The 20,310-nt window shown below is 37.4% G+C and carries 21 protein-coding genes and 1 pseudogene; 21 read left to right on the top strand and 1 reads right to left on the bottom strand.

Annotated features, from left to right (window positions below; all coding sequences use genetic code 11):
* Nucleotides 1-238: 238 nt before the first annotated feature.
* The 15 genes and pseudogenes from aroC to JNUCC74_RS09495 all read left to right on the top strand — a co-directional run bounded on the left by aroC (nt 239) and on the right by JNUCC74_RS09495 (nt 13,450).
* Nucleotides 239-1,408 carry a chorismate synthase gene (gene aroC, locus JNUCC74_RS09565; RefSeq protein WP_454065181.1) on the top strand — a complete coding sequence of 390 codons (1,170 nt, stop codon included), beginning with the start codon at nt 239-241 and terminating at the stop codon, nt 1,406-1,408.
* 1 nt (nt 1,409) lies between these two features.
* Nucleotides 1,410-2,489, top strand: a complete 1,080-nt coding sequence (gene aroB / locus JNUCC74_RS09560; protein ID WP_454065180.1) for a 3-dehydroquinate synthase — start codon at nt 1,410-1,412, stop codon at nt 2,487-2,489.
* Nucleotides 2,486-2,869 (top strand): chorismate mutase, encoded by a 384-nt coding sequence (gene aroH / locus JNUCC74_RS09555; RefSeq protein ID WP_077320616.1) that lies wholly within the window; start codon nt 2,486-2,488, stop codon nt 2,867-2,869. The genes aroB and aroH overlap by 4 nt, the downstream gene beginning before the upstream one ends.
* Complete coding sequence (hisC, locus tag JNUCC74_RS09550; RefSeq protein ID WP_454065179.1) at nt 2,866-3,957, top strand: histidinol-phosphate transaminase; 1,092 nt, start codon at nt 2,866-2,868, stop codon at nt 3,955-3,957. Before aroH ends, hisC begins: the two co-directional genes overlap by 4 nt.
* 12 nt (nt 3,958-3,969) lie before the next feature.
* Nucleotides 3,970-5,070 (top strand): prephenate dehydrogenase, encoded by a 1,101-nt coding sequence (locus tag JNUCC74_RS09545; RefSeq protein ID WP_454065178.1) that lies wholly within the window; start codon nt 3,970-3,972, stop codon nt 5,068-5,070.
* A gap of 24 nt (nt 5,071-5,094) precedes the next feature.
* On the top strand, nt 5,095-6,381 hold the full coding sequence (gene aroA / locus JNUCC74_RS09540; RefSeq protein ID WP_454065177.1) for a 3-phosphoshikimate 1-carboxyvinyltransferase: 1,287 nt from the start codon (nt 5,095-5,097) through the stop codon (nt 6,379-6,381).
* 548 nt (nt 6,382-6,929) lie between these two features.
* The gene (locus JNUCC74_RS09535) at nt 6,930-8,195 is read left to right on the top strand and encodes a tetratricopeptide repeat protein (protein WP_077320612.1); all 1,266 of its coding nucleotides are present in this window, start codon (nt 6,930-6,932) and stop codon (nt 8,193-8,195) included.
* 48 nt (nt 8,196-8,243) lie between these two features.
* Nucleotides 8,244-8,819, top strand: coding sequence for a ReoY family proteolytic degradation factor (locus JNUCC74_RS09530; protein WP_077321530.1), 576 nt, complete (start codon nt 8,244-8,246; stop codon nt 8,817-8,819).
* A gap of 221 nt (nt 8,820-9,040) precedes the next feature.
* Nucleotides 9,041-9,499: a DUF2487 family protein gene (locus JNUCC74_RS09525; RefSeq protein WP_077320611.1), complete on the top strand. Its 459-nt coding sequence runs from the start codon at nt 9,041-9,043 to the stop codon at nt 9,497-9,499.
* A gap of 135 nt (nt 9,500-9,634) precedes the next feature.
* Entirely contained in the window at nt 9,635-10,147 is a 513-nt protein-coding gene (locus tag JNUCC74_RS09520) for a QcrA and Rieske domain-containing protein (protein ID WP_077320610.1), read from the top strand.
* Between the two features lie 6 nt (nt 10,148-10,153).
* The gene (qcrB, locus tag JNUCC74_RS09515) at nt 10,154-10,828 is read left to right on the top strand and encodes a menaquinol-cytochrome c reductase cytochrome b subunit (protein ID WP_077320609.1); all 675 of its coding nucleotides are present in this window, start codon (nt 10,154-10,156) and stop codon (nt 10,826-10,828) included.
* Nucleotides 10,829-10,843: 15 nt separating this feature from the next.
* On the top strand, nt 10,844-11,617 hold the full coding sequence (locus JNUCC74_RS09510; protein WP_454065176.1) for a c-type cytochrome: 774 nt from the start codon (nt 10,844-10,846) through the stop codon (nt 11,615-11,617).
* A gap of 180 nt (nt 11,618-11,797) precedes the next feature.
* Nucleotides 11,798-12,385, top strand: coding sequence for a DUF1405 domain-containing protein (locus JNUCC74_RS09505; protein WP_454065175.1), 588 nt, complete (start codon nt 11,798-11,800; stop codon nt 12,383-12,385).
* Between the two features lie 213 nt (nt 12,386-12,598).
* Nucleotides 12,599-12,718 (top strand): annotated as a pseudogene (locus JNUCC74_RS09500) (sporulation protein YpjB); the annotation flags it as partial.
* A gap of 45 nt (nt 12,719-12,763) precedes the next feature.
* Nucleotides 12,764-13,450 (top strand): zinc metallopeptidase, encoded by a 687-nt coding sequence (locus tag JNUCC74_RS09495; protein ID WP_077320605.1) that lies wholly within the window; start codon nt 12,764-12,766, stop codon nt 13,448-13,450.
* Nucleotides 13,451-14,021: 571 nt separating this feature from the next.
* On the opposite strand, the gene JNUCC74_RS09490 is transcribed toward JNUCC74_RS09495, so the two are convergent.
* On the bottom strand, nt 14,022-14,894 hold the full coding sequence (locus JNUCC74_RS09490) for a YitT family protein (protein ID WP_454065174.1): 873 nt from the start codon (nt 14,892-14,894) through the stop codon (nt 14,022-14,024).
* A 459-nt stretch (nt 14,895-15,353) separates the two neighbouring features.
* Between JNUCC74_RS09490 and JNUCC74_RS09485 the strand changes: the two genes are divergently transcribed.
* The 6 genes from JNUCC74_RS09485 to JNUCC74_RS09460 are packed head-to-tail and all read left to right on the top strand — an operon-like array spanning nt 15,354 to nt 20,271.
* Nucleotides 15,354-15,686, top strand: coding sequence for a nucleotide pyrophosphohydrolase (locus JNUCC74_RS09485; protein WP_077320603.1), 333 nt, complete (start codon nt 15,354-15,356; stop codon nt 15,684-15,686).
* A 27-nt stretch (nt 15,687-15,713) separates the two neighbouring features.
* Nucleotides 15,714-16,511 (top strand): 4-hydroxy-tetrahydrodipicolinate reductase, encoded by a 798-nt coding sequence (gene dapB / locus JNUCC74_RS09480; RefSeq protein ID WP_454065173.1) that lies wholly within the window; start codon nt 15,714-15,716, stop codon nt 16,509-16,511.
* Nucleotides 16,512-16,526: 15 nt separating this feature from the next.
* Nucleotides 16,527-16,949 carry a methylglyoxal synthase gene (gene mgsA / locus JNUCC74_RS09475; protein WP_077320601.1) on the top strand — a complete coding sequence of 141 codons (423 nt, stop codon included), beginning with the start codon at nt 16,527-16,529 and terminating at the stop codon, nt 16,947-16,949.
* The gene (gene bshA / locus JNUCC74_RS09470; RefSeq protein ID WP_454065172.1) at nt 16,946-18,073 is read left to right on the top strand and encodes an N-acetyl-alpha-D-glucosaminyl L-malate synthase BshA; all 1,128 of its coding nucleotides are present in this window, start codon (nt 16,946-16,948) and stop codon (nt 18,071-18,073) included. Before mgsA ends, bshA begins: the two co-directional genes overlap by 4 nt.
* A gap of 21 nt (nt 18,074-18,094) precedes the next feature.
* On the top strand, nt 18,095-19,294 hold the full coding sequence (locus tag JNUCC74_RS09465; RefSeq protein ID WP_454065171.1) for a CCA tRNA nucleotidyltransferase: 1,200 nt from the start codon (nt 18,095-18,097) through the stop codon (nt 19,292-19,294).
* On the top strand, nt 19,270-20,271 hold the full coding sequence (locus JNUCC74_RS09460) for a biotin--[acetyl-CoA-carboxylase] ligase (RefSeq protein WP_454067797.1): 1,002 nt from the start codon (nt 19,270-19,272) through the stop codon (nt 20,269-20,271). The genes JNUCC74_RS09465 and JNUCC74_RS09460 overlap by 25 nt, the downstream gene beginning before the upstream one ends.
* Nucleotides 20,272-20,310 lie beyond the last annotated feature (39 nt).

Genomic DNA, 20,310 nt, shown 5'->3' with positions numbered 1-20,310 from the left:
TTTCTTCGTACTTTTCATTCCCATCGTGACCCTATCTCAAATATTCACTTATCTTCCGTGAATATTTGAGATAGGGAAACAACATCGATTTATAACCATTCCTTTTGTTAAAAGATGAATTGATAGTGCTTCACTTTAATCTTTTAACGTATTAATTCGTTTTTTTGTGTTTTTATTGCCAAAAACACGACAATTTATGGTATAGTAATTAGAAAAATTCATAAAAGGAGAATGAGATGTGCGTTACTTGACAGCGGGAGAATCACATGGAAAGCAATTAACAACCATTATTGAGGGCGTACCAGCTCGTATGCCGCTTTTAAAAGAAGATATCAATAGTTCTCTATTACGCAGGCAAAAAGGCCATGGGCGTGGAAAAAGAATGCAAATTGAAAAGGATTTAGTTGAGATTGTAGGCGGTGTTAGACATGGTATGACTTTAGGCTCTCCCGTCTCTTTAGTCATACATAACGATGATTTTAAGCATTGGGAAGATATTATGGGAGAAGACCCTATTTCTGAGGAAACCAAAGTAAGAAGAGTAGTAACGAGACCAAGGCCTGGACACGCTGATTTGAATGGTGTACTAAAATACGGTCATCGCGATATACGAAATATTTTGGAGCGTTCCTCTGCTCGTGAAACAGCAGCACGTGTAGCAGCTGGTGCTGTTGCTAAAACAATGCTGAAACATTTAGGGATTGAAATATCTGGTTATGTGAAAGAAATAGCAGGTATCGTTGCCAAAGATCAAGAGCATTTAACTATGTCAGATCGCCAGCAACTTTCAGAGGATTCACCGGTCCGTGTGCTGGATAAAGATGTGGAACAAGCGATGATGGATGCGATTGATCTAGCAAAACAAGAAGGAGATTCTATCGGGGGTGTTTGCGAGGTCTACGTAGAAGGAATGCCAGCAGGAATCGGTTCTTACGTTCACTATGACCGCAAGCTTGATAGCAAAATAGCAGGTAGTGTTGTGAGTATTAATGCATTTAAAGGGGTAGAATTTGGGATTGGTTTTGCAGCAGCCAAGCTTAACGGTAGTGAGGTTCATGATGAGATTGCTTGGAGTGAAGAAAGAGGTTATTATCGTACTACTAACCGTCTTGGCGGCTTTGAAGGTGGAATGACGACCGGAATGCCGATTGTTGTAAGAGGGGTTATGAAGCCGATCCCAACATTGATGAAACACCCGCTACAAAGTGTTGATATAGAAACGAAACAGCCATTTAAAGCAACAGTAGAACGATCGGATGCTTGTGCAGTTCCAGCTGCTGCTGTAGTGATGGAACATGTAGTAGCTTTTGAATTAGCCAAAGCGATTACGGAACAATTTACGAGTGATCAATTTCCCAAATTGCAAGCAGCGATGGATCAATATCGGGAAGAAATCAGGTGTTTTTAAAGTGAAAACGACAGAACTTATCGTACAAGCAAGTACGAATTCATATACGATTACAATTGGGGAAGGTATACGCAACCAGATTGCGAACTATTTGCCTAAGGAGTACTCGGCTATTTGGATTGTCACCGATGAACGGGTGAGAGATTTATATTTATCCGATTGTTTATCAAGCCTTTCAGATCATCAAGTTTACCATACTGTCGTTCCAAGGGGAGAACGAACAAAGAGTATCGAATATTTTTACCAATTGCAAACAGAAGCTATCAAATTTGGTCTGGATCGTGATGCTTTACTTATTGCTTTAGGTGGGGGAGTTATTGGCGATTTGGCTGGTTTTGTAGCTGCAACATACATGCGAGGAATAGATTATATTCAAATGCCAACAACGATTTTAGCTCATGACAGCAGCGTAGGCGGGAAAGTAGCCATTAATCATTCGATGGGCAAGAATTTGATTGGCAGCTTTTATCAGCCGCAAGCAGTCATTTATGATGTAGAAACATTGTTGACCCTAAGTGAGCAAGAAGTGCGGTCTGGCTATGCAGAATTAATAAAAGAAGCAATGATCTCGGATGAGTTGACCTTTCATTCCTTTTTAAAAGCTGACTTAGCTGCTTTATCGTTACAAACCTTACAAACTCATCTCCGTACAGGAATTCAAATTAAGGCCGAAGTTGTGGAAAAAGATGAAAAAGAAGCCGGTATTCGGAAATACTTAAATTTAGGACATACGTTAGGGCATGCACTAGAAGCAGAGTTAGGCTATGGATCTTTAACTCATGGGGAAGCAGTGGCAATTGGTCTATTGTTTGCTGTTCATGTGAGTGAGCAGTTCTTTAATAATGAACTACCATTTAGACAATTAAAACAGTGGATGGAGCAAAATAAATATCCTCTCCATTTAAAAGCCATCGAGCATCAAGCACTACTTGCAAAAATGAAAAAAGATAAGAAAAATAAACAAAAGCAGATTCAAATGGTTTTACTTGAGAAGATTGGTAAACCAGCCATAAGAACAATTGGTGATCAAGCAATGTTAGATTACTTACATTCTTTTGAAAGAAAGCTGGTGAAGAAGTGACAAGGGGAATTCGTGGAGCGACAACTGTATCTGAGAATAAAGAAGAAGTTATTATTGAGAATACAAGAATTTTGGTTGAGGAAATGGTAGAAAAAAATAATATAGTTCCTGACGATGTATCGCATGTTTTTATCTCTGTTACAAAAGACATTACGGCTGCATTTCCAGCCAAAGCCTTACGACTATTACCAGGAACAGGGTGGAAGTATGTGCCTGTTATGTGTATGAAGGAAATAGACGTACCTAACAGTTTAATGGCGTGTATCCGTGTTATGATGGTAGTAAACACAGAGAAAGATCAAGCTAGTATTCAGCACATATTTCAAAATGAAGCGATACATTTACGGCCAGACCTAACAAAAAAGGGGTTTAGACAATGAAGATAAAAGATAGATTAAATCAATTAGCACCATATCAGCAAGGAAAGCAGATTCAAGACATAAAAAAATATTATAAATTAAATCGAATCGTTAAATTATCTTCTAATGAGAATCCTTATGGTTTTACACCAAAAATTAAGGAGTTTTTAATAGATTATGTACCTGCTTTTGATATGTATCCAGATGGATATACAAGAGAGTTACGAATAGACCTTGCCAAAAAACTAAATGTACACGAGGCTGAAATTATCTTTGGCAGTGGATCAGAGGAAATCATTCAAATGATTTGTCGTACGTTTCTTTTTCCAGACGTGAATACTGTAATGGCAGCTCCTACCTTTCCGCAATATAAGCATAATGCCATTATTGAGGGAGCAGAGGTGAGGGAAATAGCTACCATTGACGGCTATCATGATATAGACGGTATGCTGGAAGCGATTGATGAAAACACCAATGTGGTATGGTTCTGCTCACCGAATAACCCGACTGGAAATCCGATGCCAAAAGAGAACTTTATTCGATTTATGAATGCATGCCCTGAAGAAGTTCTAGTTGTCTTGGATGAAGCATACTACGAATATGTCGATCCGGAAAAAGATATACAAGCTATTGAACAAGTAAAACAATATAGCAATCTAATTGTATTACGAACCTTTTCTAAAGCATATGGGCTCGCAGGCCTCCGCATTGGTTATGGAATAGCAAATGCAGCTATTGTTAAGCAGCTGAATTTAGTTCGTGGTCCGTTCAATACAACATCTATTGCTCAGCAAATTGCCCGAATTGCGTTAAATGACGAAGCTTTTATCAAAGACACAAAAGCAAAAAACTTAGAAGTGAAATTAGCATTTCAACAGTTTTTAGATGATATAGGATGGCATTATTTTCCGTCTGAAACTAATTTTATGCTCGTGGCAACACCCGAAAGCGGAACAGATATGTTTGATTATTTAATTCAACATGGCTTTATCCTACGTCCAGGAGAACTATTAGGTATACCTAATACAATTCGATTAACACTAGGATTAAAAGAAGATATGGAACGACTGCAAGAATTAATCTTAAAGTATCATAAACAAAAGGGCTAAGGAGATGGCAACGTGAAGCGAACCATAACAATTGCTGGTTTGGGATTGATTGGAGCATCTATCGCTAAAGCACTTCAACCGAGCGATGCAAATCATATTATTGGCTATGATATTCATAAGGATACGCTTCGATATGCAAAGGAGCATCGAATTATTCAGGAGGCTATTACGGATTATACAACAGCAGTACAACGGGCAGATTACTTAATTATAGCTGCGCCCATTTCTGAATCGATTCGTCTATTAGCAATGTTAGACGAAATACCATTGACGAAGAAACTTATCGTAAGTGATGTTTCATCCGTAAAGCAATCCATAATAGTAGCAGCTAACCAACTAAAAAATAGCCAGGTAGCGTTTATTGGTGGTCATCCGATGGCAGGTTCACATAAAAAAGGGATAGAAGCAGCGAAAGGCCATTTGTTCGAAAATGCCATTTATGTCCTTACACCAACAGAGAGTAGTTCATCATCCGATGTGGAAGCATTAAAATCATTATTGCTTCCTACAAAGAGTAAATTTGTTGTTTTAGAAGCAGAAGAGCATGACGAAATGACAGGAGTGATTTCCCATTTTCCACATCTTATTGCTTCATCATTAGTTCATCAAGCAAAACATTGGCAACAAACACATGCATATCTCCCAAACCTCGCTGCTGGTGGTTTTCGTGATATTACTAGAATAGCTTCAAGTAATCCAGCTCTATGGCAAGATATTTTTTATCATAACCGTAAAAAAATGGCTCAATTATTAGGTGAATGGATTACCGAGATGGAAACATTAAAAACGCTACTAGAGAAAAATAGAAAGAAAGAAATGATAAACTATTTAGAAGAGGCCAAAGTGTATCGCGACGGTTTAGGTACATCGGATAAAGGGGTAATTCCTTCCTATCACGATTTATATGTAGACATTCGTGACCAAACAGGTGCGTTAGCACATGTAACGCAATTATTAGCACAGCATGAAGTAAGTATTAATAATATTCAAATATTAGAAATTCGTGAAGGTATCATGGGTGCATTACGCTTAAGCTTTGCTTCGGAAAAATTACAAAAAACGAGTGAATTGGTTTTAAAACAAGCAGGATATGAAACAATGAATGAAAACTAATCCATGCAAAAGGAGGAGTATCTGTTGAGGGAACGAAAGCTTCAGCCGCCGAAAGGACCGTTACAAGGAAAAATTGAGGTACCTGGAGACAAATCTATTTCACACCGTTCCGTTATGTTTGGTTCGTTAGCCCATGGAACGACGCATGTTCAACATTTTTTAGGTAGTGAAGATTGTCTGCGTACGGTAACTATCTTTCAAGCGATGGGAGTAAAAATCGAGCAAAAAGGTTCCAGTTTAACCATTTTTGGTAAAGGACCGGAAGCTTTAAAAGAACCTTTGGAGCCATTGTATTTCGGTAATTCTGGAACAACTGCAAGATTAATGCTTGGCATTTTAGCAGGATTGCCAATGTTTACTACATTACATGGTGATATTTCATTAACGAAACGTCCCATGAACCGGGTAGTGGAGCCACTCCGTTTAATGGGAGCGCAAATAGATGGTAGAGATCACGGTAATTATCTTCCATTAGCCATAAGAGGACAAACAATGAAGGGAATCCGTTACGAGTTGCCTGTTAAAAGTGCACAAGTGAAATCAGCTATTCTTTTAGCAGGTTTATTTGCTGAAGGAGAAACAACCGTGACGGAGAGTACGTCAACGCGAAACCATACAGAAACGATGTTAGAAGCTTTTGGCGCTGAGTTACATATAAACGGAACTGCTGTTTCTTTAAAAGGTAATCAAACACTAACAGCAACGGATATCTATGTCCCTGGTGATATTTCTTCTGCAGCCTTTTTCTTAGTAGCAGCAGCGATTGTACCTGGAAGTAGTTTAAAGCTTTTAAACGTAGGGTTAAATGAAACAAGAACGGGAATCATTGATGTTTTATTGGAAATGGGAGCGGATATCCAGATAGAAAATGAGCGGCAAAAAGGCGGAGAGCGGATCGGTAACATTACCATTACGTATCGGGAATTAAAAGCTGTAACTATAGAGGGTGAGATTATTCCTCGCTTAATCGATGAAATTCCAATTATTGCTCTTTTGGCTACCCAAGCTGAAGGCACAACCGTAATTAAAGATGCACGAGAGCTTCGCGTTAAAGAAACGGACCGAATTCGCGCTGTCACAGAAACCTTAACACGTTTAGGGGCAAACATTAAAGAAACGAAAGATGGATTCATTATTTGTGGAAAAACAAAATTAGTAGGTAACCGAGTTGAATCTTATCATGACCATCGAATGGCGATGCTCGCAGCGGTCGCCTCACTGATTACCACTACAGAAGTTACGATTGATGATATCACTCCAATCGCCACATCATATCCAAGTTTTTTTAAAGATTTGAAGCAAATTATATAAAAGAGGCTGGGACAAAACAAAAACTGCTGATTAAAAAACGAACAACAAATTGTCCTTGTACTATAGGAAAGTATAAAATTTTAGGCTTTATCCCGCATGTAAGATGCCGTAAGACCTCCCACTTCAAAATCTTGAGTTGATACTAAAGGTCTAAGTGGGAGAAAACGGCACCTAAATGCCCGATTCGTTTAAGGACCTTTAGGTCATACCCCCTGAGGTACTAACATTTAATAGGAGATGGAAGAAAACTCCTACTGAATGAAGTTTCACTTTATCGTATAAGAAAAACGATGGCTTTCGCTAAAGACTTGGCAACAAGCCAAGTTTTTCTAAACACAAACAAACCGAACAATTATAAATGAATTGTTCGGTTTGTGCTATTTCGTATTTGCTTATGTCCCAGCACCTGTCTGCATAAAGACTAGAGCTTGCTTCTTCGTTTAAGATGGAAAATAGTTTGTTATATGCAGCTATACTTATATTTTGAACATGCATCTGTTTTTCGTTATCATAAAAAGTATGAAGAACGTGTAGAAAGGGAGTTCAATTTGGAAACAATTATGGAAGCCATTCGACTTATGGAGGCCCAACAAACAGAAAAAGCAATCGAACTATTAGAAAATTTTTTGCCAGTTGCAAATGAAGAGGAACGCTATACGATTGCTGAATTATACATACAATGGGGCTTTTTGCAAGAAGCAAAAGTACTACTAGAGGAATTAATTCAACAATACCCTGATGAAGCGGAACTAAAATTAACACTTGCTGATATTTATATTGAATTAGAAGATGATGAATCTGCCATTGAATTATTAAACGATATTCATGAAAATGATCCTGCTTATATGCAAACGTTAATTCAATTAGCTGATCTTTACCAATCTCAAGGTTTATTTGAGGTTTCAGAACAAAAGTTATTAGCTGCTAAGCGACTCGATCCAAATGAACCAATCATTGATTTTGCGTTAGGAGAATTATATTTTTCTACAGGAAATTATTTAAAAGCAACGACTTATTATGAAAAAGTCTTGCCAAAAACGAACGAAATTGGGCATGTATCGGTTCGCGATCGACTGGCAGAAGCATATGCAGAAGCTGGTGAATTCGAACTTGCCTTAACCTATTACCAAGATGAAGCAAATGAAAATCCGGAGTCCTTGTTTAAATACGGTTTTACTGCCTATCAAGCTGGCAGAAACGATATTGCAAGAAAAGCTTGGGAGCGAGTTATTGAGCTTGATACGTATTATCATACTGTTTACCTTCATCTTGCTAATGTTTATATGGAAGAAGGTTTAATTGAAAAAGCATATGAAACTGCTCAAAAAGGTTTGCAAGTAGATGAGTTTCATAAAGAATTATATTTACTTGCCGGACGGCTCGCACATCAACTTAATAAGGATGATGCAAGTGAAACGTATGTAAGAGAAGCAGTTGCGATTGACCCTGACTTTAAAGAAGCGATTTTATTTTTAATTGAACTCTTAAAAAACAGGGCCGATTTTAAAGGAATTATTGACCTGCTTATCGAAATAAAAGATATAGGGGCTCTTGATCCTTTGTATGAATGGGAACTAGCCCGTGCTTATAATGAAATTGAAGAATATAATAATGCATTAAAACATTATACAATAGCATATAATAATCTAAAAGATGATAGTGATTTCTTGAAGGAGTATGGATACTTTTTAACGGAAGAAGGGAGGGTAGAAGAAGCAATACCTGTTTTTACTGCATATCTAGAAAAACAGCCATTTGATGATGAGATTACTGAATTTCTACGTCGATTACAACAATCAGATAGAGGGATTTAGAAAGGTTTATGCAGGCAAGTTAGCGGTTGTGAGGGAGGTTAGAGGATGGTGCACACTCCGGTATCTGTGGAAGATAAAAAGAACTTCATCCAATGGTTTTTAAACAATTATCAGTTAAAAAAGCGAGAGAGCGTATGGATTTTAAATTATTTAATGAATCATGATGAATTACTTGGACAGCTTCATTTTGTTCGGGAAGCAAAATTCTGCCCGCGTGGCATAATTATGACAAGTCAATGTTCAGAAGAAGTAGCTTTTCGCTTTTATAAAAATCAATTAGTTACAACAGATGCAGAAAAGTCGTTTCATGATATTCGCTTGAATAAAAACGAACCGTTGTATCTACAACTAAATTTTCATAAGTCCTATCAAAATGCACTTTATATTTCTGTTCTCGAGGAGAATCCATTTATCCCAGATGAGTATTTTATTACGGAAAAAGATAAAAAAATCGCTAAACAAATTTTAGATCAATCCCTATACAAATTTCAAAAACAAATCATCCAAAGAAAAATCGATAAGGCGCTAGATGATATGGACGAAGCTGCTTTTTTGGTATTGGTAAATGAACTAAAAGCGTTAGATGCAACCTATTCAATGCAACCAAAATTGCAAAAGCAATAGGTTGATTTTTTTGTCTGGATAGATAAGATTTAATTAACGTGCATGGTCAAAAATAAGAGGTTAAGAGAATTGAGGCGATGTAGTTTCGAGTAGCGGAGTGTATCAATTGAATATAAAACGCTACCACAAGTCAGCAATGCATATAACCGCATGTTTACCGGACTTTTTAAAAAATACAGAAATATAACATAAGATGACAAGCGAAAGGTTGGACATACTATATGAAATGGGAGAAATCGGACGTAATTCAATACATAGAAGCAAAAGAATATATTGATTCAGTTTTGATTCCTTTGGTACCTTATCAAATGGACAATGATGCAAATATGGAAGTAAATGCTTTTCAAAGTGAATGGACCAATTTGTTAGCAAATGAATTGGAAAAAGAATTAACGGGACGGATTTTGCTAGCACCTATTTATTATTATATAAAGACAGCCGATAGGTCAGAGGAGCTTTCTCGAATAAATGCATGGATAGAAGAAGTCAAGCAACAACCGTTTAAACATGTGTTTATCTTAACGTTAGATCCAGCTTGGAAAAAACATGAACTAGCATTTGCTGGAACATTAATATGGCTTTCCGGAATGAAGTCAGGAGATTTAAAATCAGCTGAAATGCATCGCTTCATTCGTGATCAGGTAGAGCAACTAAGTGAACTCATCCAATCTTATTGGTGAAAAATAATGAAAACTTTTTCTTTTCAAGGGGGAATATGATTGACCAGACAAACAGTTTACGCTATCATGGTTATGTCCTAGTAATCTGATGTAACAATATTGTCCGTGATTATTGTAAGAAGAGGGGGGAAAATCATGAGCAAAAAAAAGCAGCAGGTATCCCGCAGGCAATTTTTAAACTATACGCTAACCGGGGTCGGTGGATTTATGGCAGCAGGAATGCTGGCACCGATGTTGCGAATGGCAATTGACCCAGTGTTAAAAGAATCGGGGCGCGGTGATATGGTGAGTGTCGATTTAGCTGTTGATGATATTACAACAGAGCCTAAGAAAATCGACTGGAAGGTCAAACAAATTGATGGCTGGTATGAATCTGAAGTAAGTCGATCAGCCTTTGTATTTAAAGACGACAAGGGTGAGATTCAAGCCTTTTCACCGGTATGTAAGCACTTGGGTTGTGTCGTTAACTGGGGAGGAAGTGACGAACATCCTGATCAATTTTTCTGCCCATGTCATGATGGTCGATACTATAAGGATGGAACAAACGTACCAGGTACACCGCCTTTAAAGCCATTGGATGTTTATGAGTATGAAGTAAAGGATGGCATGTTATATTTAGGTGACCCGGTACCTAGAGAGGGGGCGTAATAACTTATGCTACAAAAAATTTACGATTGGATTGATGAGCGCGCAGATATTACGCCAATCTGGCGGGATATTGCGGATCATGAAGTACCAGAGCATGTTAATCCAGCTCACCATTTTTCTGCATTTGTCTATTGTTTTGGCGGGTTAACATTCTTTGTTGTTGTTATTCAAATCCTATCTGGTATGTTTTTAACCATGTATTATGTACCGGATATAGAAAATGCTTGGAAATCGGTCTATTACTTACAAACCGAGGTTGCACATGGACAAATTGTTCGTGGTATGCACCATTGGGGTGCCAGTGTTGTAATCGTAATGCTATTATTACATACACTGCGTGTGTTTTTCCAAGGAGCATATAAAAAACCGCGTGAATTAAATTGGATTGTTGGTGTGCTAATCTTCTTTATCATGCTTGGCCTAGGGTTTACAGGCTATCTATTACCATGGGATAACAAAGCCTATTTTGCGACTCAGGTCGGGCTAGAAATTGCCCAACAAGTTCCATTTATAGGTGAAGAATTGAAAACGCTGTTAGCTGGAGATGCGAATATCGTAGGGGCTCAGACACTCACTCGCTTCTTTGCGATCCATGTATTTTTCTTACCAGCTGCATTATTTGCTTTATTAGCTGTACACTTTATTTTAATTCGTAGACAAGGTATATCAGGACCATTATAAAAAGGAGGGGAAAGCATGCATAGGGGTAAAGGTATGAAATTTGTCGGCGATTCGCGAATTCCTTTAGAGAAGAAATCGAATCTGCCAAAAGATTATTCAGAATATCCTGGGAGAACAGAAGCTTTCTGGCCCAACTTTTTATTAAAAGAATGGTTGGTAGGTGCCGTTTTTTTAGTTGGCTTTTTATCCTTAACTTTAGCTCATCCTTCTCCTTTAGAAGGAATGGCTGATCCAACTAGTTCAGGATATATACCATTGCCAGACTGGTACTTCTTGTTTTTGTATGAATTGTTGAAATATGAATTTGCAAGTCAAGACTTTATTCTATTGGGTATTCTTGTCTTGCCGGGGATTGCATTTGGTGCATTATTACTCGCACCATTTTTAGATAATGGACCTGGAAGAAGACCACATCAACGACCAATAGCTGTTGGCATGATGGTTCTTGCATTAGCATCGGTTATATGGCTTACGTATGAGTCTGCTGCCAAAGTTGATTGGGAGGCTCGTGCGGAAGCAAATAAACCGATTCCTCCGGGACAAGAAGTTGATACACAAGATCCGGGCTATGCGATTTATGAAAATAGTTGCTTATCTTGTCATGGGGAAATGCTGCAAGGTGGTGCGGCTGGCCCACCGTTAGTTGGAACGGATAAATCTGCTGAAGAAATTGCGAAAATTGCTGTTGAAGGTATTGGTTCGATGCCGCCGGAGCAATTTAAAGGAACAGAAGAAGAGCTTAAGCAATTAGTAGATTTTATCGTATCCGTTAATGAGTCACAAAAATAAGCAATAACAAGCACCTTTATCACATTGCTGGTAAAGGTGCCTTTTTCATCCATTAAGAAAGAATAAGATAACTGGGATAGAGTACTTTTAATTATAACCAGTTGCTTGTATTTAATGGGAATTAGTCTAACGTTTTCTTTATCTTTACCCTAACCTCGACGGTAGAAAAGAGGGATATTTTTGAATAAATACATATTACTTGATAAACGATTGCTAATCATATTATTTTTTATCAATTTAGGTGGAACCATTTATGGATATATGTGGTATGAAAGCCAACTTTCGAATACCGAACCCTTATTTTTCATTTTTGTACCGGACAGTCCGACAGCAAGTTTGTTTTTTACTGTTTTCTTGTTATTTTTTATCTTTGGTAAACATGTACCTTATATTGAAGCATTAGCAATGATCACCTTGTTTAAATACGGGATCTGGGCTGTGATGATGAATCTCCTCACACTATTTTTGGATGGAACTTTAAGTTGGCAAGGATATATGTTAATGGCTTCTCACGGAGCAATGGCTATTCAAGGCCTCTTATATGCACCATTCTATCAGTTGAAATTACGTCATATTGTAGTAGCTTCAATTTGGACATTACATAATGATGTGATTGATTATGTATTTGAGCAAATGCCGGTCTATTCATCACTGATAACTTATATGAATGAGATAGGCTATTTTACGTTTTGGCTAAGTATCATATCCATTGCCTTGGCTTATTTCTTAACGGTTGGAAATAAAAAACGTCATACGCTACCTAGATAATCGCTGTTATATAATATTCCTCCCATTCATACATTAGTATAAGAAGTTAAAGATGGGGAGGTCTCTATGAAAAAACTTATGTTATGTATTACCACAACTTGCCTGATAATCATAGGGATTATAATCGGTGATGGATTTCTTATGTCAAACATGCAAGCGAGCACACTTCTTAAGACAACTACTGCGAGGGAACAAAATGGAGGGATTATTCCTCTTATTTGGATTGTTATTATTGTAGGAGGATGCATTGGAATTACATTAACTTATGTTAGTTGGAGAAAATATAAAGGCGAAGCGGAAAAAAGAAATAAGCAAGATAAAACAGTTGACTAACAGCTGATTTTTGACTAAAATTGACCTTAATAAGGAGGGATGCATATGTTTGGTGGTTTAGGAGGTTACCTAATCTACATTGCCTTATTGATGATAATCCCACTTTGGGCACAATCGAAGGTGAAGAGCACATACAAAAAATATTCGAAGCAGCCTACTTCCTCGTATATGACCGGTGCACAAGTTGCACGGAAAATTCTTGATGAAAACGGGCTATATGATGTTACTATCGAAGAAACCAGAGGGATGCTTTCGGATCATTATGACCCTAGAAAAAAAGTAGTTCGTCTTTCAACAGATAACTATCACGGACATTCCATGGCCGCTTCTGCCGTTGCGGCACATGAAGTTGGACATGCTATTCAGGATGCAGAGGACTATGCGTTTTTACGATTTAGAAGCGCACTCGTTCCTGTAGCAAACTTTGGTTCGAATATGTCGTTCTTTTTAATTCTAGCTGGACTTTTCCTCGGCATGTCAGGATTATTCTTATTGGGAATAATTTTCTTTGCGCTAGCTGTGTTATTCCAGCTAGTAACTTTGCCGGTCGAGTTTGACGCATCAAACCGTGCAATGGCTCAGCTCGTCTCATCTGGAGTTATTCGTAATAACGAAGAACGAGCTACGAGAAAAGTGCTGAATGCAGCTGCATTAACCTATGTTGCAGCGGCACTTGTAGCTGTAGCAGAGCTTGTCCGATTTATCCTGATGTACGTTTCCAGCAATGAATAAAGTGAAACTTCATTCCGTGGAATGCTTTTTACACGGAATGTTAGTTGAACGAATCGGGCATTTAGGTGCCGTTTTTTCCCACTTAGACCCTTTTATATCAACTAAAGACTCTTGATGTGGGAGTCTTACGGCACCTTACATGCGGGATAAAGTGAAACTTCATTCCGTGGAATGCTTTTTATACGGAATGTTAGTTGAACGAATCGGGCATTTAGGTGCCGTTTTTTCCCACTTAGACCCTTTTATATCAACTAAAGACTCTTGATGTGGGAGTCTTACGGCACCTTACATGCGGGATAAATACGATGAAAAGGGATGGTCAATAGTGCCATCTCTTTTTTAGTTTCCAGTAATTATTTCCATTTCTAGCTTGTAGGTGATTTTTTTGAAAATTAGTATCATCTAGCTTAAGCGCTAAAGTTGTAGCAAACTTCGCTCTTCTTCCTACGATAAGTCAACGTCGGCTCTCCTGATGTGACTTATGGTTCTTCCGTTTGTACGTCCCTAAACAAGGCTTCCTAGCTCAGCATCCTTAAACATCACTTAAAAATGTTGTTTTGATCCTTTCTCGTTAGTTTTGTATTGGATTTTTGTTTTCATCTAGTGTAAATCCTTCACCAGCTACATCGTGAACAGTACTAATCGCTACAAATGCATGTGGATCAATTTGGTGTATTACATTTTTAAGACGAACAATTTCGTTTCTTGCAACAACACAATACAAAACAGCTCGCTTATGACCCGAATAACTCCCTCGCCCTTCTAATACAGTAACACCTCGATCCATGTCTGTTAGGATTTTTTCGGCAATTTGTTCACTGTAATTAGAGATAATCATCGCTCCTTTTGCTGAATAGACACCCTCCTGAATAAAATCAATTACTCTAGCTCCAAGATATACAGCCACTAACGTATACATCCCTTGTTTTAAATCTAAGATAGCAAATACAGAAGTCGTAATGACGATAAAGTCGAAGAGAAACATTGTTTTTCCCATACTCCAACCGACATATTTATTAACAAGCCTTGCGATAATATCAACACCACCCGTTGTTCCACCATACCGAAAAATAATTCCTAAGCCGACACCGATAAATACTCCGGCAAATAGTGCAACTAATGTCATGTCAGATTCAAGGTGGATAGCAAATGGCTTGTATTGAAATATACTTAAAAATAAAGATACTGTTCCTGTACCGATAATACTATAAACAAAAGTTGTTTTACCCAAAAATTTCCAACCGACTAAAAAAAGGGGAATATTTAATAAAATATTGGTGATCGCTGGATCGAATCCCCATAAGAAATAAAGTAAAAGTGTTATACCTGTAAATCCGCCTTCCCCCAGATTATGCTGCATGTTAAAATGAACGATACCAAAAGAAAAAATAGCTGCACCAAATAAAATAAATATGATATTTTTTATTTTCAGCCCTAACAACAAACGATTACCTCCTATTGTGCAAACATCGATTATTTGTAAGTAAAGTTACATAAGTTGATTTTATAAGTTCATAAATGACTAGTTAAATTGAAAAGATATGCCATATTCTCTTGAGGTGTGATATAAATGTTCTGTTAAAATAGAAAAAGCTTCTTTTTTAGTATAGACAAACTAACGTTAAAGAACAATTTGATTTTTAGTAGAGAAACAGCGGAATAAAGTGAAACTTCATTCCTTGGAACGCTTTTCACAAGGAATGTTAGTTGAACGAATCGGGCTTTTAGGTGCCGTTTTCTCCCACTTAGACCTTTTGTATCAACTCAAGTTTTTAAAGTGGGAGTCTTACGGCACCTTACATACGGGATAAAAATTTGTTTAAAACCAATAGAAATAATTTGTCAAAACAGTGCGGATTAGCTAACATGATAATAGCAAACGTTGTTGAAAAGGAAGGTTTTTATGACGACACCACTATATACGACGAAAGAGATTCAAGAGAGAGTTGACCGATATATCCGTCAATTTAAAGAAGGTTATTTTTCTCCTTTAAGCCTAATGGCCCGTTTAACGGAAGAAACAGGTGAATTAGCAAGAGAAGTGAATCATTATTACGGAGAAAAGCCAAAAAAGCCGACAGAACAGGAAAAAACGGTTGAAGAAGAATTAGGCGATATCATTTTTGTCTTAACTTGTTTTGCTAATTCATTAGACATTGATTTATCCGATGCATTTCATACAGCTATAAGGAAAATAGAAACACGTGATAAAGATCGCTGGACGAAAAAAGATTGAACCGCATAAGAAGAGGAGAAGAAGCATATGACCATTAATGTTGTAATTGCTGGACCAAGAGGAAATATGGGATCGGAAGCAGTGAAAATGGTAATGAATGAAGATGAGTTCAGATTAGTTGCCTGTATTGATCGGAAAAATAATGGCAAAACGTTAAATGAAGTGCTTCCGGGAACAGAAGCAGCAGTTCCGATTTATAATGATGCACGAGAATGTTTTAAACAGCATGAAGAAGCAGATGTGCTTATTGAGTTATCTGTTCCTTCCGCGGGATATAACCATACAAAAATAGCTTTAGAACATTATATTCGTCCTGTTGTAGGGACTACAGGATTTACTGAATCTCAATTACAGGAATTAGATACGCTTGCCCAACAACAAAATATGGGGTGCATGATCGTACCAAATTTTGCTGTTGGCGCTGTACTTATGATGAAATTTGCTAAGATGGCAGCAAAATACTTTGCGAATGTTGATATTATTGAAAAACACCATGATGGCAAATTAGATGCACCATCCGGCACAGCTATAAAAACTGCAGAATTGATTAGGAAAAATCGTGTTCCTAAAAAGCAAGGACATCCAGATGAAAAAGAAACATTACCAGGTGCAAGAGGGGCTGATCTAGATGGAATTAGATTACATAGTGTTCGTCTACCTGGATTAGTTGCGCATCAGGAGGTTATTTTTGGCAGTCCGGGACAAACGTTGACGATCAAGCATGACTCTATCAATCGTACTTCATTTATGGCTGGCATAAAGCTTAGTATTGAAAAAGTAATGGAAACAAAAGGATTAACATACGGTTTAGAAAACATTTTATAATCTTGGGGGTATTCGATGAATATTGCGTTAATAGCTCATGATAAAAAGAAACAAGAAATCATTAATTTTGCAAGAGCATATCAGTACATTCTAAAAGAGCATCAGCTATATGCAACAGGAACGACTGGAAGTATGATCATGGAAGCAACCGGCTTAGATATACATTTATTTCAATCAGGCCCATTAGGTGGTGATCAACAAATAGGTGCGATGATTGCTGATAATAATATGGATATGGTGATTTTCTTCCGAGATCCATTAACAGCTCAACCACATGAGCCGGATGTTAGTGCTTTAATGCGGCTATGTGATGTGTACCAAATTCCGCTTGCTACCAATATTGCTGCTTCGGAAATATTTATTCGCGGCTTGCACGATGGCGATTTCCAGTGGCGTGAAATTATAAAACAGAAAAAAACAAAAGGAAAGCAGGAATGAAAAAAATAGGTATTACTTGCTATCCTAGTGTGGGCGGGTCTGGTATTATCGCAACAGAACTTGGTATGCTTTTGGCTGAGAGAGGTAATGAAGTACATTTTATTACATCCAGTTTACCCTTTCGCTTAAATCGAATTAACCCACGAATTTACTATCATGAAGTTGAATTAAGTCATTATCCCGTATTTCAGTATCCTCCTTATGACTTGGCTTTAGCAGCAAAAATGGCGGAAGTAATAAGTCGGGAGGAGTTAGATATTTTGCATGTTCATTATGCCATGCCACATGCAGTTAGTGCGCTCCTAGCAAGAGATATAGCAGATCGAGATGTAAAAATAGTTACCACTTTGCATGGGACGGATATTACAGTATTGGCGATTGACGATATTTTTAAAAATATGATTACCCATGCTATTAACCATTCTGATGCTGTGACTGCTGTTTCAGAACATCTGAGAGAACAAACGAAAAAACAATTACATGTTAAACAGCCCATTCATGTTATTTATAATTTTGTCAATGAAAAGGAATATTATCCAAAATCATTACCGTCCATTAAAGAACAATATGGGATCAAACCAACGGAAAAGGTAATCGTCCATATCTCTAACTTTCGCAAGGTAAAACGATTGCCAGATATTATTCATACATTTGCTCAAATCCAAAAACGAATTGATTGCAAGCTATTATTAATTGGTGATGGCCCTGAGTGCAGTACTGCAATGGAGCTTGTTGATGAATTAGGTTTACAGGAACATGTATTGTTTTTAGGAAAACAAAAAAACATCAGTGATTTCATACGAATTAGTGATTTGAAATTACTTTTATCTGAAAAAGAAAGCTTTGGCCTTGTCTTATTAGAAGCAATGGCTTGCGGTGTTCCTTGTATTGGAACGAGAATTGGCGGTATTCCTGAAGTGATTGAACATGGAGTAACAGGTTATCTTGTTCAACCTGGTGCAGTAAATCAAGCAGCGGAATATGCGGTTCAATTATTAACAGATGAAAACAAGTTACATTTATTTTCTGAACAGGCGCTGAAGCGGGCAAACGTTAAGTTCCATTCCGATATTATTGTAAACGAATATGAGCAATTGTATGAACAAGTACTAGGTAAGTCATAGAATTAGAAATTGGTGATTAACGTGTTAGCAAACCCCTTTCATAAAGCAAAGGTCATCTTAGAAATAATTGAAAGTTATCAGCACCAAGCTTATTTTGTTGGCGGCTGTGTTCGAGATTATTTGATAAATCGACCAATTGGAGATATTGATATTGCTACATCAGCAACCCCTGATGAGTTACAGCAAATATTTAAATCGATTATTCCGGTGGGGATTGAGCATGGTACTGTGATCGTTCGATTTGAAGGGCAATCCTATGAGGTAACGACATTCCGGGTCGATGGCAATTATTCAGATCAACGCCACCCAGATACAGTTACGTATATTGACCAAATTGACAAGGATCTTGAGCGAAGGGACTTTACCATTAACGCACTTGCCATGGATAAAGATGGAAAGATTATTGATTTATTTCATGGCAAAAGTGATTTAAAAAAAGGAATCATCCGAACAGTCGGCAATGGGGTAGAAAGATTCTCGGAGGATCCATTGCGTATTATTCGTGCATTACGATTTAGCAGTCAGCTTGGCTTTACCATTCATCCGGAAACCATTACACATATGAAACAAGTAAAACAGGAAATAGAAGGTCTTGCTGTGGAACGAATTACAAAAGAATTTACGAAGTTGTTTGCAGGAGAGCATGTACAAAAAGCGCTCGATTACATTATAAATTTAAAAATATATCAATATTTACCGATATTTCGTGACAACGATCAATTATTTGTTCGTTTGCCAACCAATGTAAAGCCTTTACTTTCATTTAGTGAAGTATTGGTCTTATTTCATTTTTTAGATCGCTCTATTTCTATTGCAGCTTGGTCAAAGGCTTGGAAATGTTCCAACAAGCAAAAACGAGAAGCATTACAATTAACCGAGCAAATTGATTTATTCAGTCATGAAGGCCTAAGCCCTTGGCTTATTTATCAATTGCCGCATACTCTCTATGGCGGTTTTGTGCGGCTTATTAGTTGTTTATGCGGTAAGAAAGTTATGATGGAACAGATGCTGGAAATAGACCATGCATTACCAATACATACAAAACAGGAAATCGATTTTAGCGGTAATGATATTTTAGAGCTATTTCCAGGTTCGAAACGGGGACCATGGATCCAGCAATTATTAAATTCTATTGAACGCCAAATTGTTACAAAGCAATTACCTAATGAATATCAAGCGATAAAGGAGTGGATAAAATGGAATCCACCCGGAATAAATTAATTCATCTATTAGCAGAGAATAAAGATACGTATATTTCCGGACAAAAACTCTCTGAACAACTAAATATATCGCGTAGTGCCATTTGGAAACATATGAATGATCTAAAAAAAGACGGCTATCTGATTGAAGCAAAGTCGAAGCTTGGTTATCGAATTATTGGCTATCCGGATAAAATAACAGCAAATACGCTGCAATGGGGCTTAAATACGAACTGGCTTGGCAAAAAGATCATTCACCGTGAAGTAACTAGCTCTACGCAAATCCTTGCTCATAATGCTGCTAAGGAAAGTATTAGTGAACATGGAACAATTGTTATTGCAAATGAACAAACTTCAGGCAGGGGCAGAATGAATAGAACATGGCACACTAAAAAAGGCGATGGTATGTGGTTGAGCATGATTCTCGAACCACCTTTACCTCCATATCTTGCTCCGCAATTAACATTATTAACTGCTGTTGCTTTAGCGGATACGATTAAAGAACTTACACCTTTACATCCACTGATTAAGTGGCCAAATGATATACTGTTTAGTAATGGTAAAAAATGTGCTGGAATTTTAACAGAACTACAAGCAGAACAAGATCAGATCGACTACGTAATCATTGGTGTAGGATTAAATATAAATCAACAATTGGAAGACTGGCCGGTGGAATTACAGCAGCGAGCAACTTCCCTGCGAATTGAATCCGAAACAGAGTGGTCTATTCAACAAATAATCCAGCATTTTTTAGTATCTTTTGAGCATATTTATGATTTATATATAAAGAAAGGTTTTCAAGTGGTAAAGACAAAATGGGAAAAGTACGGGTTTCGTATCGGTGAAATGATTACGATTCACCAATTAAATAAACAACAAAAAGCTATATTTTATGGGTTGGCCGAAGATGGGGCATTATTAGTAAAAAATGAGGAAAATCGTGTTGAACGGTTATATTCTGGAGAAATTGACTGGTTTGACTATTCATCATCCGACTAACTGATCAACTGGTAAATACGATCACAAATGAAGTGAGGT

The organism is Cerasibacillus sp. JNUCC 74 (assembly GCF_053667775.1).
This window is presented reverse-complemented; position numbering and strand designations above follow the sequence as displayed.

What these genes read in the sequence shown, in the direction of transcription:
- hisC (WP_454065179.1), top strand. Translation starts at nt 2,866, where the DNA reads ATGAAGATAAAAGATAGATTAAATCAATTAGCACCATATCAGCAAGGA.
- JNUCC74_RS09525 (WP_077320611.1), top strand. Translation starts at nt 9,041, where the DNA reads ATGAAATGGGAGAAATCGGACGTAATTCAATACATAGAAGCAAAAGAA.
- JNUCC74_RS09520 (WP_077320610.1), top strand. Translation starts at nt 9,635, where the DNA reads ATGAGCAAAAAAAAGCAGCAGGTATCCCGCAGGCAATTTTTAAACTAT.
- qcrB (WP_077320609.1), top strand. Translation starts at nt 10,154, where the DNA reads ATGCTACAAAAAATTTACGATTGGATTGATGAGCGCGCAGATATTACG.
- JNUCC74_RS09510 (WP_454065176.1), top strand. Translation starts at nt 10,844, where the DNA reads ATGCATAGGGGTAAAGGTATGAAATTTGTCGGCGATTCGCGAATTCCT.
- JNUCC74_RS09495 (WP_077320605.1), top strand. Translation starts at nt 12,764, where the DNA reads ATGTTTGGTGGTTTAGGAGGTTACCTAATCTACATTGCCTTATTGATG.
- JNUCC74_RS09485 (WP_077320603.1), top strand. Translation starts at nt 15,354, where the DNA reads ATGACGACACCACTATATACGACGAAAGAGATTCAAGAGAGAGTTGAC.
- dapB (WP_454065173.1), top strand. Translation starts at nt 15,714, where the DNA reads ATGACCATTAATGTTGTAATTGCTGGACCAAGAGGAAATATGGGATCG.
- mgsA (WP_077320601.1), top strand. Translation starts at nt 16,527, where the DNA reads ATGAATATTGCGTTAATAGCTCATGATAAAAAGAAACAAGAAATCATT.
- bshA (WP_454065172.1), top strand. Translation starts at nt 16,946, where the DNA reads ATGAAAAAAATAGGTATTACTTGCTATCCTAGTGTGGGCGGGTCTGGT.
- JNUCC74_RS09460 (WP_454067797.1), top strand. Translation starts at nt 19,270, where the DNA reads ATGGAATCCACCCGGAATAAATTAATTCATCTATTAGCAGAGAATAAA.